Genomic DNA, 16,362 nt, shown 5'->3' with positions numbered 1-16,362 from the left:
TTCCTCTCTATGCGCCTATGATGATACGAGATTGTTGGATCAAGAAGGCATTAGCTGATAGATATGAAATGATGCCACTGGCAGATCTTGACCCGGTGATTGGATATCTAACCCCTGTGCATCAGGATCTGGAAAAATAAGATCGGTAATCACGACTTGTCCATCATTAGCAAACAGTTCAATAGAAGAGCGATCTACATAGATACGTAGTTCAATTACCGATTGATCTTGATGCACGTTGGCTATATGTTTTCCTGCAAAATCAGGGTGGAAATGATGATCTCCTGAATCGGTGCGATCGATATAAATTTCACCTTTATCCCCTTCATACCCGACAACAGTCGCTTGGTGCTGTGATGTACGTAATTTCAAAGCAAATTGACTATGAATATCAGCAGTCATATGAATCTCATAGCTTTCCAATTGTAAAGTGTTCAGCTTGCTCTGAATATCTGCGATAGTGACGTGTTCTAACGATAGTATCGTGTTACGCATCGGGAGTAGCTCTTGTACAGGTTGTTGAATAAGGGTTATTCCTTGTGCTCGCTGTTCTAACGTAAGTTCGCGCGGTAGAGACATCGCCCCACGCCACAATTCGGTAGGCGTTAGATTGGCATACTTCCAATTGCTCATCCAGCCGATACATATACGGCGACCATCTTCAGCCGGAATATCTGACCAGCATACACCTGCATAATGATCTCGCCCATAATCAAGCCAGCGCACCTCATAAGAAGAAGCATCTGGTGTAAATGTAGTTCCATCAAAGTCTCCGATAAAATATTGAGTTCTTGACCCTTCGACATATTCATCACTGCTTCCAATACTGACTAACATCACCCATTTGGTAATTGCTGATTGACCATCGACCACTAATGGGAACAGATCAGGGCATTCCCACACTCCATCATGCGAACCTATCCCTTCTCCAAATTCACTAAGAAATGTCCACTCTTTCAAATTCGGTGAACGATACAAATGAACGGTCTGCCCGCAAGCCAGAATCATAATCCACTGTTCCGTAGCTTGATGCCAGAATACTTTGGGATCACGAAAATCGATTAGTTCCTTATGTTCCAATACAGGATTGCCCTGATATTTGATCCATGTTCGACCTGCATCCAGACTGTACGCTAGACTTTGTCGTTGCTGAGCACGATCTAATTCATGGTTATGATCATGATGGGTAAAGATAGCGACTAATCCAGCTTGTCCACCAAAAAAACCTGTAGAATCGTGCCAATCGACCACTGCACTGCCTGAGAAAATAGTGCCGTACTCATCAGGTGCTAGTGCGATAGATTGTTCCTGCCAGTTCACCAGATCTGAACTGATCGCATGTCCCCAATGCATCGGTCCCCATGTTGTTCCATCGGGATGGTATTGAAAAAAGAGATGATACTCATCATTAAAATAGACCAATCCATTCGGATCATTGATCCACCCTTGCTGAGGGGTAAAATGATATAGCGGTCGGTATTTTTCTTGTGATTGAATAATCATAATAATAAAGCTCCTTCGGTATGGTTATAGTCACTGTTGATTCTATTGCTGATTGCGGTCATATCCTGATTGTTTGATTTGTAGCCATTCTTGTAGTCCCAGACGATCTAATTCTTGTAGATATGCAGGCCATTCTTCATTCACTTTGCCATTTTGATACCATTCTGTACGTTTGCGTTGGACATAAGCGAACAGATCCGTTTCTATCGTTGATAAGCGATCTAACTCTTCAATAGAAAAGAATACTTTAGGATAAATATGATCAGCTTGCATATGCGGAACCATTACTTTCTTCATTAGTTTTAATCGTGCTGCCGCATCATCAGGCATTGTTGTGTATTTTCCATAATACTCATTGAGAACTGCTAGCGGGCCAGCGATATTGGTTTTTTGACGTACTTCAACAGGCGCTGATCCTTCTAAAGAAAGATGTTCCAACATGCCTTTCTTTTTATCGAATTTGAAAATATTTTGCTCTTTGGTATCTCCATACGTTCCCCAGTTATCTTGTACCGATTGTAGTGGCTCGTATAATTGATCGATCCATTTGGCTGTTGCTTCTATTTGTTGATTGGTACTGGTAATGACCATCTTACCGCGATCAAATCCCATTCCGTTTGTACGGGTTACATTAATCTGTCCATTTGGGCCAGCCAACGGATTCATCAATTCATAATCATCATTAGAACCGGTAATATTGGCTTTGTCCCATGTGAAATACAATCCGTAACGCTTGTCTTTTCCTTTTGCTAGATACGTATTCCAGTCTTGTTGAGAAGATTCCACATCAATCAGACCTTCTTGATACAAGCTATGAATATAATTGATCGCATCTTTGTATCCGTTATCCGATGCGGTAAAAACAACTTTGCCATCATTGGTAACGACAGTATGATCCCAGTTATCGCCGAGTCCAAATGATCCATACAAAAAGGTTAAATCTTCGCCACCCGGCTTATCGATAAACGATAGCGGGATTTCATCAGCTTCTCCGTTACCGTTCGGATCTTGCGTTTTGAAAGCGATCAATACTTGTTTTAACTCTTCTGTCGTTTTAGGCATTTTGAGCCCTAACTTTTTGAGCCATGCTTGGTTGATCCAAGGAAAATCATCTACCGATTGAATCGCTTCTTTACCTGTGCCTAGTTCTTCGATCCACGGGAAAGAATAAATATGTCCGTCTGGCGCTGTAATCATTTTTTTGTACTCAGGCGCTTTTTTTAATACTTTTTGAAAATTAGGCATATAGTTGTTGATCAGATCATCTACCGGAATAATCACGCCATCTTTAGCTAATTTGAGCAGATCGTAATCGCTATATCCAGCATCAAAGATCCCATCTGGAAGATCGCCACTCGCAACTGCCAAATTTCTTTTTTCTACAAACTGATCGGTCGTGTAATTTTTCCAGTTGATATGAATACCTGTTTTTTCTTCCAACCGTTTATTGATTAATTTATCGTTCGGATCAGCAGGAGCAAGCGCAGAACTTTGGGTTAAAAAATTCAAAGTCACTTTACCATTGGGATCGGTATTTTGATTGGATGCACCCGAGTTACAACCTGTTAAAAGTAGCGCTATTGTCAAACCGGAGATAGACACTTTTTGGATCATTTTCATTATATTTGCCTCCATTACTGTATTGAGATGCCCTGCTTATTTGAGCGAACCGACCATAACACCTTTTTCAAAATATTTCTGGAAAAATGGATACATCACTAACAACGGCAGACTTGAAATCACAATCGAAGAATATTTGATCATTTCAGATAGACGCTTCAGCTCTGCCATCGCTAATTGATCACCGATCATACCGGGCATCGTCTGGTTCTGAATCAAAATAGAACGCAACACCAATTGCAATGGATACAGCTTCGCATTATCCAGATAGATCATGGCATCAAAATAAGAATTCCATTGACCGACAAATGCATATAAAGCGATGACAAAAATAATAGGCTTGGATAGTGGCAATACGATACGGAAAAAGATCGTCCAATCGTTTGCTCCATCGACATTTGCGGCTTCTTTTAATTCATTTGGAATACCTTTGAAAAACGTACGTGCTAGAATAATATCCCAGACATTCACAATCCCCGGTAATAAGATCGCCCAGACTGTATCTAACATGCCTAGATTTTTGACTAACAAATACGTAGGAATCAATCCACCGCCAAAAAACATCGTGACTATAAACATGGTCATAAATAGATTGCGACCTTTTAATTCATTTACAGATAACGCATAACCTGCAAATACAGACACAATCACTGTTAAAATCGAAAAGCTAACCGAATAAAACACAGAATTGATAAATCCGCGCGTCATCGCTTCATTGCCCAAAATTTTGCGATACCCTTCTAGGCTCCAACTGGATATATTAAAGGAAATCCCTTTGTTAAGTAGAGCGATCGGGTCCATAAAGGAAGCGATTACAATATAGATAAGCGGTACGACAATAATCAGTACTGAGAACGTCAGCAGAATATAATTTAAAATAATAATGAACCGATCCATACGTGAGGATGCCATATTCATCCGGTACACCTTCCTTAATAGAGGCCTTCGCCTTCATTGAGTTTTTTCACTACAAAGTTGACAGCTACTAATAAAAAGACGTTGATCACAGAATTAAATAATCCAACTGCCGCAGAATAAGAATAATCACCTGCTTGTAGCCCTACTTTGTACACATAGGTTGCAATAATCTCAGAGGAAGGTAAATTCATAGATGTCTGCATTAAGTATGCTTTTTCAAAACCTATCGACATAATGCCACCTGCCGCTAAAATAAACACGATCGCCATAATCGGTCGGATCGTTGGTAGATCAATATGCAGAATACGTTGTAGTAGATTAGCTCCATCCAGACTTGCCGCATGATGTAGCTCAGGATCAACACCTGCCAAAGCCGCCACATAAATAATAGAAGACCATCCTGCACCCTGCCAGATCCCTGACAAAATATAGATCCATCTAAAATATTCGGGTTCTGACATAAACATCAGCGGTTGACCAAATATCGCACTGACCAGTTGATTGATAGGACCAACAGGCGATAAAAAGATAAATAACATCCCGACAATAACAACAACAGAGATAAAGTTCGGTGCATACAACACCAGTTGTACATTTTTCTTTATTTTGGCTTGTCGGACTTGATTGAGCATTAGCGCTAGTACGATAGGAATAGGAAAGCTACAGATTAGACCTAGCAAGCTTAACGAAATCGTATTGGTAAAAATATCTGTAAAATTCGGTGAATGTAAAAACTTTTCAAAATATTTAAGCCCCACCCAATCACTTCGCAAAATACCTTTGAGTGGACTGAAGTCTTTAAAAGCAATAATCGCTCCGTACATCGGAATATATTTAAATACGATCGTCAGTATAAGAGCCGGGGCTAACAACGCGTATAGAAAATAATGATTTTGCTTTTTTTTCAATGTTTTCCTGTGTATCGTTTCACCTTTTCCTGCTTTTATTTTCTGTCCTACTCCATCCACATGATTTCACTCCTTTAAGTCCTATTCTGTTTTTAAGAAAGGGCTTACATTTTGTAATACATGACTATGATTTACAATTTAACAAACAATTTGTTCATTCGTCAATACGTTTTGTAAAAATATTATTTTACATTTGCATTTAATTAATTGACATTAATTCATTGAATAAAGATAATAAATGTACATTATGCACAAATTTAAGTTTACATTTGTAAAATCAGTTTGCTATTCAATGCGAATTATTATACATTTAATACAAATAACGAATACACAATATAGACCTGATAACGAATCGTTTCTTTTGAAAATATGTGATGATTAAAGGTGGACAAACGATCATGAAGAAAGAAAAAGTGACTATTCAGGATATTGCAGACGCTCTAAATATATCCCGCAATACCGCTTCCAAAGCGATTAATGGCAATACAACGATCCCGATTGAAACACGAAATAAAGTCATTCAAAAAGCAGCCGAATTAAAATATAAACAATTTGCTTATGTAGAATCTGACTATTTAATGCCCAAGTCTACCGGTAATGTCGCTCTATTAACATCAAGTCTGCCTAACAATTCGCATTTTGGCTCTTTTCTGATTAGTGGATTTGAAAAGCGAATGAGCATGGAAGGATATACGATCTCTATTCATATTGTGCGTGACGCAGATATTCAGTCCCTAACGTTACCTAACAATTTTGAAGCTTCCAAAATGGATGGTATTATTTGTATCGAATTATTTGATAGCGATTACAGTAAAAAGATCACCAGTCTCGGATTGCCTACGATCTTTATTGACTGTGCGGTCGATCTACCTTCGCCTTCATTACAAGCCGATTTACTCCTTATGGAAAATGAACACAGTGTATACGAAATGACCAAAACGTTAATACAGCAAGGTCATCAACGAATAGGTTTTGTAGGCGATTATAATCACTGTAAAAGCTTTAACGAACGCTGGATCGGCTTCAATCGAGCTTTGGTAGAGGCAGGGATTGCTTTGGATCGAGCTTGTTGTATTTTGGGTAAAGATAGAGAATTTTTCGAGGAAAAAGATTGGATCGATCGTCACTTCAAAGCCATGTCTCACAAACCTTCTGCTTTTGTATGTACGAATGATTTTGTCGCTGTTCATCTTGTACAAGTACTCAAAGCCAATCAAATAAAGATACCGGAAGACATATCGGTCTGTGCTTTTGATGATGCTTCAGAATCTCGGATTGTCGATCCGCCTTTAACTACAGTGCATATCTTTAGTACTGATATGGGAATCAATGCCGCAGAAACATTGTTAGCTCGTATCAAAAATCCGAATCGTCCGTATCAAATATCGCATGTACAGACTCATCCTATTTTTCGTGAATCTTCGGCTGTCCTGCATCAATCATCGCTTCCATCTCAATCCTAAGCAAAAAGCTTGCAACGACCCTTTGGACAAGGATCAGTGCAAGCTTTTTTGGTTATTCTGTATTCAAATCTAATCTGTATCACAATTAATCAGCAGAAGCAGGTTGTTCTGTCCATGTGAAATTGATTTGATTATAATTCGGTTGATTTGGTAATGGATTGCCTTGAATCGAAATTCCGTAGCTTCCTTCTACTTCTCCTACAATACTTAATGAATCCGAATCAATAATCGAGTTGGTCTCATTTAACCCTTGTCCCTCAAAATAGGTCTGATAAGCGTTGCCCAAAGTCACCAGATCTTCTTGGGTAGTATAAATAATAAACGATTGCTTTTCTCCATTACCAGCCAGATCTTCATTCACACTTGTGGCATGCGCATCCGATGGAAACGGAATATCTTGCGGTAAATATTTGGTTGGAAATACCTGTGTGGTCATCGTAATCGGTGCAGTATTCATACTTGTATTCGCAGAGGTTGTGCTGGTTGTTCCATTTGCAGTACTGGTTGGTGGTGTAGAATTGATAACCACTTGATTAGCTGTAGCATCATATTTGACTCCCACTTGAAGAGCATCTGCTATAGAACGGACAGGAAGATACGTTGTACCTTGATACGTGATCGGCGCCAATGTCTGTCCATTGGCTGTTGGCGTATACGCACTTCCATTGACTTGAATCGAAAGACCGTTATTAAGATAAGCACTTATCGATTGCAAATTAGCTCCTGCATAGACTCCTGTTGATCCAATCAGTGTAGCTCCTGCTATACAAGCGGTAACGATCCATTTACGTGAAATCATTCATATCCTCCTTATGATATATAACGTTATATATCATATCGGACAATCAGCATTACCTAATTATATGTTATATATGGTTTTTTTAACCATTTTCTAAAAAGACGATTGTTGTTGCTATACAACATTACATTCAAGCTTATTCTTGCCGATTGCGTTGTTGTCGCTCAATCTGTTCTCTCATATGACGATCATATCCATTTTGGTGCATCCACACACTATTATTGACTTGTGCAATCTGCCCGATCCCAAATAAAATACTGATCACCAGAAAAATTAAACCGTAGGCATACATAAAATATCCCATATAAAAGCACGTTATAATTCCGATAAAAACAATAACGGATAATCCCCATAATATCCGGCGCATGACTTTTTTCATATAGTTCTCCTTGCTATTTTTGTATGATCTCTTAATGTCTTATATACGAAGATAGAAGTAGGATGGGTTCAAAATATCGCTTTGTATATTTTTACTTATAAAATTTGTTTAAAATAGGTGATGACTTTTTACAAAGCTAGAGTATAATGATATACGCTTGCCTAAAAAGCTAGCTTAAACAAGCATTATTTGCTGTGCTTGATTCGTAGGAAATGCGTGTATATAAAACGTAAATTGATTAGTCTTTCTAAATGCTAAAATTCTAAATTTCAAGAAATGAAGGTGTGCACAAGATGTTGGGTAAGTTCAAGCGTATATTAATCGGAAGGCCGATGAAGTCAGCAGAACTTGAAGCTGAAAAATTAGGTCGGCTTAAAGCACTAGCAATTCTTTCTTCCGATGCGCTATCCTCGGTGGCATACGGAACAGAGCAAATTTTGCTAGTCCTCATGGTTGCTGGATTTGCTGCTTTGTGGTATTCGGTTCCAATCTCGATCGCGGTGCTTGGTTTGTTGGTTATTTTAATTATTTCGTATCGCCAAACGATTTTTGCGTATCCAGCAGGTGGTGGTGCGTACATTGTAGCCAAGGATAATATCGGTAAAGCCCCCAGCTTAATAGCCGGTGGATCGTTACTTGTTGATTATATCCTAACTGTAGCCGTAAGTTCATCCGCCGGAACAGATGCAATTACTTCTGCTTTTCCAGTATTGCATGATCACCGGGTTCTGATCGCGCTCGTGATGATCGTATTCTTAACGATTATGAATCTACGTGGTGTAACTGAATCTGCATCTGTACTCGCTATTCCTATTTATTTATTTGTTGTCGCTATTTTTGTACTGATTATTACAGGAGTTATTCGTTACTTTACAGGCGGAATCGAAGCCGCTGCTCCGCAATTTGATAGTACAGTCTCAAATGTAAGTCTATTCTTATTGCTCAAAGCATTTAGCTCGGGTTGTTCGGCACTGACAGGGGTAGAAGCTGTATCTAATGCTATTCCTAACTTCCGTAAGCCTGCTGAGAAAAATGCAGCCGCTACACTTCTAATGATGGGTATTATTTTGGGTGCTATGTTTATCGGAATTACATTGCTTGCTTACTGGTATGGTATTCATCCAAGTGCAACCGAAACGGTTATTTCTCAAATTGCCCGAATGACGTTTGGTCATGGGACACTGTATTATGTGATTCAAGGTGTCACTGCACTGATTCTATTCCTTGCAGCCAATACAGCGTACTCTGCGTTCCCACTACTTGCCTTTATGTTAGCAAAAGATAAATATATGCCACATATGTTTATGGTACGTGGTGATCGTCTAGGTTTCTCTAACGGTATTATTATTTTGAGTCTATTATCTGCTTTGTTAGTTATTGTATTTAAAGGAGACACTGAGAATCTTATTCCACTGTATGCGGTTGGTGTATTTATTCCATTTACCTTATCACAATTAGGAATGATGATTCGCTGGATTCGTCTCAAGCCATCGAACTGGGGATTGAAGTTAACGATTAACACTGTCGGTATGTTAACGACATTATCGATCACATTGATCTTTATTTTCACCAAGTTCTCGCAAGTATGGGTTATCTTTCTGTTCTTACCGTTCGTGGTATATATTTTCTACAAAATCTATACGCATTATGAAAATACAGCAGAACAATTACGTATCGATATCAAAGTCGATAAGCCTGAAGTCAAAGGAAATACGATTATTATTCCAGTTGCCGGCATTACACGTGTAGTGATGAACACGATCAGCTATGCGAAGACGTTATCTCCTAATGTCGTTGCTGTCTATGTTGGTTTCGATGATGAAGCGATTCATAAGATGGAGCAGAAATGGGAAGAATGGAATCCAGGTGTACGTCTGATTGTACTGAAATCACGTTACCGCAGTATTCTAGGGCCTTTACGCCGCTTTATTGATACCGTTGAATGGAAAACATCAGCAACTGATCATATTACCGTCCTGATTCCGCAGTTTGTCACTCATCACTGGTGGGAAACGATTTTGCATAATCAGACCAGTCTATTGATGCGTGCTTATCTGATTAACTACAAAGACGTTGTTGTTGCGACTGTTCCATACCATTTGAATAAATAGACTGTACAATGGTTGAGCGACTCCGCTACATGATCGATATTGTTCTTATCGTCGCTTGTTGTCAATCGATATCTGGAATAACCGCTCGGGCGGTATATCGATTGACAAAGGCGATCGCTTCGCTCTTTCAGAATAATATCGCTCCCTCCGCTTTGAGGGTCTTTGCAACAAGTATTTTATCTTCTATTTGGGTAGAGTAGACGTTAAAAAATAAAACATCTAAAGAGCTCAAAATAAAAAGAGGTAGGTCCCTTAGACGGGCTCTGCCTCTTTTTTGGGTTTATTGAAGTTCCAATTGACTAGAAAGATGCCGAGAAATACAAAAACACCACCGATATAGACGTACCATTGGACTTGTTCGCCGAGTAGTAACCAGCCGGAGAGTACGCCGAAGAATGGTGCTAGAAATAGAAAAGCACTGGTCTGAGCCGCATCGCCTTTACCCAGTACATAAAACCACCCTGCAAATTGAACAATAGAAGCCATAATAGCTAACCATAATAGAATGCCTGTAGAGATTAAATTCCATTCAAAATGTGGCTGTTCCAGTACAAGACTAAGTAGTAATAATAGGATTCCACCATACAACATCTGATAAGCAGTCAGTACCCAGACATTACATATGCCTGACCAGCGTTTCATCAGTAGAGTAGCGATCGCCCATGAGCAGGCTCCTATTACTCCTAGAATCGTGCCTGACTTTAATTGCATATGAAGCCCCATTGTGATGGCTACACCAAGTACCCCTAAGACTACACCGAGCCATTGTGTCCAACGGTAACGAGCACGTAAAAGCAATGAACCGAACACAACCACTAGCAATGGATTGGTAAATATTAAAATAGAAGATTCGCCAGCAGTAATCGTACGTAGGCTGAGAAATGTACATGCCATTACGCCTGTTGTCTGTAGTGTACCTATAGTAGCTATTTTCCCCCAGTCTATTGAACGTTTGGGTACAGGCAAGCCTCGCAGTGATACGATCAAGGTCATTAATCCACCTGCTATCAAAAATCGTAACGATACTAGAAATAAAGGCGAACTGTAATGTAAGCCTATTTTACCGACAGCAAAAGAAGAACCCATCAAAAAAGTAGTCAGCAGAATAATCAATAAAAAGGCAATTGGATGGATTTTCACGCGGTTTCTTCCTTTCTGCGCTATAAAATATGCTATTCTGTTACCTTATTTTCATTTTTTTCTACATCATGTATCTTCTCCACCCACACCATATACCAATTCGGTGTAGCCTCATAATCGATATCGGTATAGATACGATGAGTAGCTTCTCTGATCGTCTGTAATTGAAGCAATTGAAAAGCTAATGTTTCTGCCATTTTAGGATCATGGCTACGGTAGCCATCATAACATTTGCCGATTTCATTATACGCTCCACTACTGATCCATTCGTATGCTTCGCGCTGCGTTTCAAACGCTACGGTTTCGTCTGCCCAGCGAATCCAATCGGCTTTATATTTAGGTGGTTGATCAAAAGGTGAAGCTTGATTCATGCGAATTTCTTCGCGGTAATGATAGCCCTGATCTGCTGGTTTGGGAGGTTGATCCGATGGGTTCATAGGTGTCTCCTTTCTAAGATATATCTTTTAAAATTTGAATTTTATGGCATTTTACGATGACTATCCTGTTACTTTGCCATGACTATATTGTTGTTTTACAAGTGACTGCAATCTATTGAATAATGTCTCTAGGCGATATGTTCTCGTCCATTCAATCTATATATTTCTGGAGGCAAACTATTATGAAAAATACAAAAACAATCAAAATCATGCTCACTTCTGTTATGGCTTTATCGCTTACGATCCCTGCCTTATCATCTGTTTCTGCACAAGCCAATACGACTACCAAGTCTATTTCTACCCAAGCAACAACCAAAACGAAAGTAGACAAACTTACGCCTGAACAAGAAAAAAGTCTGGTTGATATTGCTGGATTTGATAATGTAAAACAATTTACTGGATTTTATAACAATCTTCGTCGTGCCGTCGCTAAAAATGATAAAGAAGCGGTAGCTAATCGTATCTCTTACCCTTTGTCAGTCTATAGTAATAATCACCAACGCAAAATTTTGAACAAAAAACAATTTATTGCTGAATACGATACAATTATGACTGCGAAAACGAAAAAAGCATTAGCTGATCAACGCTTAGATAATCTATTTATTCGTGATCAAGGTGTCAAGATTGGTAGTGGCGAAATGTGGATAGCTATGTTAGATGATAAACCAGGTGTATATACTATTAATCAAAATTTACATGATTAATCATCCATAGAAAAGCTTTGCCTATAAGAAGCGTATTTCTATACTTAACGAAGCTAGCTATAAATAGCTCTAAACTAAGATCCTTCTTTTACTTTGTTATTATTTTACGTTATTGTTATTTTATAAGTCATTATCATGTAGCCTAAATGAAGTTAGCGTATTGTCATGATCTTTTGAATATATCAGTCTCTAGGAGGTATGAATAATGAATATCAAAAAAGGAATAACAATCGTGATGACTTCTGTATTAGCTGGATCTATTGCTATCCCTGCTCTGTCTGTATCAGCACAAGCGGATACAACTACAGCCCCTGTCTCTACCGTCGCTTCTACTGAATCTACTGCTACTACCAAAGCAAAAGTAGACAAACTCACCGCCGAGCAGGAAAAAAGACTGGTGAGTGTAGCTGGATTTGATAATGTTAAACAGTTCACTGGATTTTATGCCAATCTGCGTCGTGCAGTAGCCAATGGAAATAAAGAAGCGGTAGCGAATCGTATTTCTTACCCGCTAGTGATCAATAGCAATAACAAAAAAAGAAGTATTCTTAATCAGTCTCAATTTATAAAAGAATACAATACAATTATGACTGCTAAAGTTAAAAAAGCATTAGCCAACCAACGTCTCGATAAATTGTTTATACGTGATATGGGTGTCATGATTGGCGATGGCGAGATTTGGATCGCTCCGATGAATAACAAACCTGGCATTTATGCAATTAATCAATAATCATTTTATATAATCTATACACAGAAAGACCTCCTAGCAGATGGAGGTCTTTTCTTTGTATACACTTTAATTTTTGTAGACTTTAATGATCGGGGTATTTTTGTCTTTGGTTGCTTTTGACGATTGGCTTGCAAATAACGAACGCAATGTCTCGATATTCGTTAAAATGACACCGATCAGAATAATCATAGCTCCTAATCCCATTATCCAATTTAGTGGTTCTTTATAGATCAACCATCCAAGTACGAGAGCAATCACAGGCGAAATGTATAACCATGTCGATGGAAATACAGGATTAGTCCGCGAGATCAGCCAGTAAAATAACGTATGCCCTCCCATAGATCCCAACACGATCAAATATACCATTGAGCCTATCGCCGCTGCATTGAACATCGTTTCGATATGTATTTGACTATGCTCGGTAATCAAAGACAGCACCAATAACATCCAACCACCATGTATCATCTGAGCTGCATTTTGCGCAATCGGTGAACTCCCTTGTAATTTAGAAACTACCTGCTTGGAATACACGGCTCCTGCTGCGTAGCCGAATTCTCCTAATACGACAACCAGACAAGCAATTACCCATAGCGCATGATACTGACCGGATAACCCCGGTAACATCAGTAAAGCGACACCGACTAATCCAATCAGTGCTCCAATAAATGAAATGCTTGGTGCTTTATCTTTCAATATCACTGCTCGAATCACTAAAATAATAGCTGGAGCCGTAGCAGATAGAACAGCACCTACGCCGGACGTAATATATTGTTCAGCCCAGTATAACGCTGCAAAAGTAAAAAAGGTTAGACCTGACCCTATAAACAGTGTTTCTTTACGTAATAATAAAGAGAAGCTTACCTTTTTACGTGCATACATCCAGATCATTAAGATCAAGCCAGCGAGTAGAAACCGAACTCCTGCGGAAAAGAAAGGCGGTAATCCTGCATCGACCCCAATCTTAATCGCTAGAAAGGTTGTTCCAAAAATCAAACACATAATTGCATAACCCAGTAATACCATCTTCCATTCCTCCTCTGTGTTCTGTTATTGTAAAGGAACAACAATAGAACAGATGGAATGTCACAGAACAGATGATACGATACAGGTATATATAAGCGTTACACTAGATACACTTTCTACTCTTGATTGAACTTAATAATCTATGATCTGCTATAGACTCAGAAAGGAATGTGGATATGACAAATAAACCGCTGATTGAACCGCAAAAAAAACAGCCCCATCTTACAGTCGATTCATCATCCTATAAGTCACAAAGTAAACATTCTTTTCAAACCGTTTATACCTATATTCAAACACGTATCCAGCGTGGAGACTGGCAAGCTCATGCCAAATTACCTTCGGTTCGTCAGCTAGCAGAAGATACAGGAATGCACCGTTTAACGATTTTCAAAGCGTATCAACATCTCAAAGAAGATGGTCATGTCTATGCTCGTGATAAATCCGGCTATTATGTGCAACCACCTGCTCTGCAAGTCTTAACCAATGAAGCGGAATTAGGTCTGCCTTTATTTCAAGGAAATCTAGGCGAACTGCATCGAATAGAAGCTACTTATCAATTCTCCAAAGCGCTTATTACACCGAATCTATTACCAAATCATTATTTTGCTGAATACGTCAAACAAGTATTCGATCTGTATCCCAAGTTGCTAGGTACATATGCTACCGCACAAGGCGATCTGGAGCTCAGAGAGATGCTTCAACGCTACTTTACCGATACCGCGCAATTTCATGTGCATGCCGATGAAATCTTGATTACAACAGGTGCTCAACAAGCGATATCGCTCATCGCAGAAGTATGGATACGTCCGGGTGATCATGTGCTGATTGAAACGCCTGCTTATGCTAGTGCTTTGGATGTTTTTGAGCAAAAAGGAGCCAAATTGGTTCCGATCACTATTGATGCTAACGGTTATGATCTTGTTCAGATCAAAGAGGCGATGAAAAAGTACAAACCTCGCTTCTTTTACCTTAATCCTACATTTCACAATCCGACAGGTGTCTGTATATCAGCAGAACAACGCAAACAGCTAGTCGATCTAGCCGCTCAATATGAATGTTTATTGATAGAAGACGATACTTGTCATGATATTTATTTTGATCAAAAGCCGCCGCTTCCGCTATTTGCTTATGATACTGAAGGATACACGATCTATATTCGTAGCTTTAGCAAATATGTGTCTCCAGGACTGCGGATGGCTTGTATTGTAGCTAGACCGGAGTGGTTCACTCCTTTACTCGCTGCCAAGTCACTTGCAGATGGCGGTACACCGTTGCTGAATCAGAAAGTGTTTTTGCTGTATTTTACATCTAGTCGTCTACAACAACATATCGAAAAGCTACGAATCGCTTTACGGATTCGCTTAGAAATTATGGAAGAAGAACTCTCTTCAACCGGCTGGTATTATGAAACCCCTCAAGGCGGATTCAACCTCTGGGTTCGATTGCCTGATCATCTATCGGTTCCTGAACTACTGGCTCGTTGTCTCAAACAATCGATTTCTTTTGTACCTGGATCACTATTTGATCGTAACGATACATCACAGCAATATATCCGTCTTTGCTTTTCATTTGCCAGTGAACATGAGATTCGGCAAGGTATTCAGCAGTTAGTATCCATCGCCAAAGAAATGGAATCTACTTGATCTGAATCGCAGAGCGATATGGTTCATCTAACTCTAGTTGGAAAGAATGGGCTTGTAATCTGCCTTGCTGATACTGATACACTGTAGTGAGTTCACCCAAAATGTTCATCATACCGACTTGAACAGAACCTGCAACGACCAGTTGTCCATTTTCGATTTTGTATTGACGAACCGCACCTATTTGTAGTCCATTTGCTACCGAATCTGTAGGGTCTTGTAGGATAGAAGTCGGCAAAATCATCTGTTTTTGGTTCCATGTTATATCCATCTGTTGCTTATTTATCTGTGTTTGAAAAGAGGTATTCCAGCTTTGCTGTGCATCTTCTACGGGAATCAACGTACCATCTTGCCGATAAACTTTAACTTCTGTTCTGTCTATGCCGGTGCCATATCCGTTCGTTAGAACAACGATCACTTCCGTTTCACCATCACCATCCAAATCTGTAGAATACAGTTGCGGTGCATATGCTGGATTCACGACTTGTACACCATCTAACAAACTAGTAAATGTAGGTGCATGGATAGACATATTTTCGTACGTACCGTCCGATTTTTCTTTGCCACGAATCGTAATATGAAGATCAGGATCGCTTGCAATTACTTTTGCATCTTCCATAATGTTAAATAGGTTAGATTGAGCAATCGGAAAATCTAATTGTTCTATATTAACAGTGTTTACCATTAAAGGTTCACCATTTTCAGTGACTTGTTGGTTAGAATGAAACTTTGCTGCAGATACCGTTTCTAGTGAAAGGGCACATAAAATAATAGTGATCATCAACCATTTTGTAGCGTTTTTCTTTATATTCAAAAGGAGTGCCTCCTTGATCGTTCGATATTCATTTTTATAGTAAACGTAAATTCAATTCCAACGTGTGTCATGCTAGCTTCTATTACATGCTAAGCCTTAATCGATGTAATTACCAGAAAAAAATGCTGTTCACAGCAAGTTCCTTACAAATAAGTAGCAAATCATCACTTTTA

15 protein-coding genes are annotated in these 16,362 nt (G+C 39.1%); 5 read left to right on the top strand and 10 right to left on the bottom strand.

Going from position 1 to position 16,362, the window contains the following annotated elements:
• Positions 1–39: 39 nt before the first annotated feature.
• From PQ460_RS01910 to PQ460_RS01895, 4 genes are read right to left on the bottom strand one after another with little or no spacing between them, the layout of a single operon-like run.
• Positions 40–1,503, bottom strand: coding sequence for a glycoside hydrolase family 32 protein (locus PQ460_RS01910; RefSeq protein ID WP_274171594.1), 1,464 nt, complete (start codon positions 1,501–1,503; stop codon positions 40–42).
• A gap of 42 nt (positions 1,504–1,545) precedes the next feature.
• The gene (locus PQ460_RS01905) at positions 1,546–3,123 is read right to left on the bottom strand and encodes an ABC transporter substrate-binding protein (protein WP_273613964.1); all 1,578 of its coding nucleotides are present in this window, start codon (positions 3,121–3,123) and stop codon (positions 1,546–1,548) included.
• Positions 3,124–3,159: 36 nt separating this feature from the next.
• Positions 3,160–4,041, bottom strand: a complete 882-nt coding sequence (locus tag PQ460_RS01900; protein ID WP_274171592.1) for a carbohydrate ABC transporter permease — start codon at positions 4,039–4,041, stop codon at positions 3,160–3,162.
• A gap of 14 nt (positions 4,042–4,055) precedes the next feature.
• A complete protein-coding gene (locus tag PQ460_RS01895; RefSeq protein WP_420540676.1) occupies positions 4,056–4,988 on the bottom strand; it encodes an ABC transporter permease in 933 nt (310 codons plus the stop codon).
• Positions 4,989–5,347: 359 nt separating this feature from the next.
• On the opposite strand from PQ460_RS01895, the gene PQ460_RS01890 reads away from it, so the two are divergent.
• Positions 5,348–6,412, top strand: a complete 1,065-nt coding sequence (locus tag PQ460_RS01890; protein ID WP_274171590.1) for a LacI family DNA-binding transcriptional regulator — start codon at positions 5,348–5,350, stop codon at positions 6,410–6,412.
• 85 nt (positions 6,413–6,497) lie between these two features.
• On the opposite strand, the gene PQ460_RS01885 is transcribed toward PQ460_RS01890, so the two are convergent.
• Together PQ460_RS01885 and PQ460_RS01880 are read right to left on the bottom strand one after the other, a co-directional pair.
• A complete protein-coding gene (locus PQ460_RS01885) occupies positions 6,498–7,211 on the bottom strand; it encodes a stalk domain-containing protein (protein WP_273613967.1) in 714 nt (237 codons plus the stop codon).
• A gap of 136 nt (positions 7,212–7,347) precedes the next feature.
• Positions 7,348–7,590 (bottom strand): hypothetical protein, encoded by a 243-nt coding sequence (locus PQ460_RS01880; protein ID WP_274171589.1) that lies wholly within the window; start codon positions 7,588–7,590, stop codon positions 7,348–7,350.
• A 293-nt stretch (positions 7,591–7,883) separates the two neighbouring features.
• Here PQ460_RS01880 and PQ460_RS01875 point away from each other — a divergent pair, with 293 nt between their 5' ends.
• The gene (locus tag PQ460_RS01875; protein ID WP_273613969.1) at positions 7,884–9,701 is read left to right on the top strand and encodes an APC family permease; all 1,818 of its coding nucleotides are present in this window, start codon (positions 7,884–7,886) and stop codon (positions 9,699–9,701) included.
• 252 nt (positions 9,702–9,953) lie between these two features.
• Here PQ460_RS01875 and PQ460_RS01870 read toward each other — a convergent pair whose 3' ends face one another.
• Both PQ460_RS01870 and PQ460_RS01865 read right to left on the bottom strand, forming a co-directional pair.
• A complete protein-coding gene (locus PQ460_RS01870) occupies positions 9,954–10,835 on the bottom strand; it encodes a DMT family transporter (protein ID WP_274172856.1) in 882 nt (293 codons plus the stop codon).
• 38 nt (positions 10,836–10,873) lie between these two features.
• Entirely contained in the window at positions 10,874–11,278 is a 405-nt protein-coding gene (locus tag PQ460_RS01865; RefSeq protein WP_274171588.1) for a hypothetical protein, read from the bottom strand.
• A gap of 182 nt (positions 11,279–11,460) precedes the next feature.
• Between PQ460_RS01865 and PQ460_RS01860 the strand changes: the two genes are divergently transcribed.
• Together PQ460_RS01860 and PQ460_RS01855 are read left to right on the top strand one after the other, a co-directional pair.
• Positions 11,461–11,982: a hypothetical protein gene (locus PQ460_RS01860; RefSeq protein ID WP_274171587.1), complete on the top strand. Its 522-nt coding sequence runs from the start codon at positions 11,461–11,463 to the stop codon at positions 11,980–11,982.
• A gap of 205 nt (positions 11,983–12,187) precedes the next feature.
• Entirely contained in the window at positions 12,188–12,712 is a 525-nt protein-coding gene (locus tag PQ460_RS01855) for a hypothetical protein (protein ID WP_273613972.1), read from the top strand.
• Between the two features lie 66 nt (positions 12,713–12,778).
• Here the strand turns inward: PQ460_RS01855 and PQ460_RS01850 are convergent, their stop codons facing one another.
• On the bottom strand, positions 12,779–13,735 hold the full coding sequence (locus PQ460_RS01850) for a DMT family transporter (RefSeq protein ID WP_274171586.1): 957 nt from the start codon (positions 13,733–13,735) through the stop codon (positions 12,779–12,781).
• 176 nt (positions 13,736–13,911) lie between these two features.
• Here PQ460_RS01850 and PQ460_RS01845 point away from each other — a divergent pair, with 176 nt between their 5' ends.
• On the top strand, positions 13,912–15,378 hold the full coding sequence (locus PQ460_RS01845) for an aminotransferase-like domain-containing protein (protein ID WP_274171585.1): 1,467 nt from the start codon (positions 13,912–13,914) through the stop codon (positions 15,376–15,378).
• Here PQ460_RS01845 and PQ460_RS01840 read toward each other — a convergent pair.
• The gene (locus PQ460_RS01840) at positions 15,371–16,189 is read right to left on the bottom strand and encodes a hypothetical protein (protein ID WP_274171584.1); all 819 of its coding nucleotides are present in this window, start codon (positions 16,187–16,189) and stop codon (positions 15,371–15,373) included. The two genes, PQ460_RS01845 and PQ460_RS01840, sit on opposite strands and share 8 nt — an antisense overlap.
• Positions 16,190–16,362: the final 173 nt, after the last annotated feature.

The sequence above is a fragment of the Paenibacillus sp. KACC 21273 genome (assembly GCF_028736095.1).
In the GTDB taxonomy this organism is placed as follows: domain Bacteria; phylum Bacillota; class Bacilli; order Paenibacillales; family Paenibacillaceae; genus Saccharibacillus; species Saccharibacillus kyungheensis.
Note: the sequence above shows the minus strand (reverse complement) of the source record. Positions and strands in the feature narration are given on the sequence as shown.

What these genes read in the sequence shown, in the direction of transcription:
- PQ460_RS01885 (WP_273613967.1), bottom strand. Translation starts at nt 7,211, where the DNA reads ATGATTTCACGTAAATGGATCGTTACCGCTTGTATAGCAGGAGCTACA.
- PQ460_RS01880 (WP_274171589.1), bottom strand. Translation starts at nt 7,590, where the DNA reads ATGAAAAAAGTCATGCGCCGGATATTATGGGGATTATCCGTTATTGTT.
- PQ460_RS01910 (WP_274171594.1), bottom strand. Translation starts at nt 1,503, where the DNA reads ATGATTATTCAATCACAAGAAAAATACCGACCGCTATATCATTTTACC.
- PQ460_RS01905 (WP_273613964.1), bottom strand. Translation starts at nt 3,123, where the DNA reads ATGAAAATGATCCAAAAAGTGTCTATCTCCGGTTTGACAATAGCGCTA.
- PQ460_RS01860 (WP_274171587.1), top strand. Translation starts at nt 11,461, where the DNA reads ATGAAAAATACAAAAACAATCAAAATCATGCTCACTTCTGTTATGGCT.
- PQ460_RS01875 (WP_273613969.1), top strand. Translation starts at nt 7,884, where the DNA reads ATGTTGGGTAAGTTCAAGCGTATATTAATCGGAAGGCCGATGAAGTCA.
- PQ460_RS01845 (WP_274171585.1), top strand. Translation starts at nt 13,912, where the DNA reads ATGACAAATAAACCGCTGATTGAACCGCAAAAAAAACAGCCCCATCTT.
- PQ460_RS01855 (WP_273613972.1), top strand. Translation starts at nt 12,188, where the DNA reads ATGAATATCAAAAAAGGAATAACAATCGTGATGACTTCTGTATTAGCT.
- PQ460_RS01850 (WP_274171586.1), bottom strand. Translation starts at nt 13,735, where the DNA reads ATGGTATTACTGGGTTATGCAATTATGTGTTTGATTTTTGGAACAACC.
- PQ460_RS01865 (WP_274171588.1), bottom strand. Translation starts at nt 11,278, where the DNA reads ATGAACCCATCGGATCAACCTCCCAAACCAGCAGATCAGGGCTATCAT.
- PQ460_RS01900 (WP_274171592.1), bottom strand. Translation starts at nt 4,041, where the DNA reads ATGAATATGGCATCCTCACGTATGGATCGGTTCATTATTATTTTAAAT.
- PQ460_RS01890 (WP_274171590.1), top strand. Translation starts at nt 5,348, where the DNA reads ATGAAGAAAGAAAAAGTGACTATTCAGGATATTGCAGACGCTCTAAAT.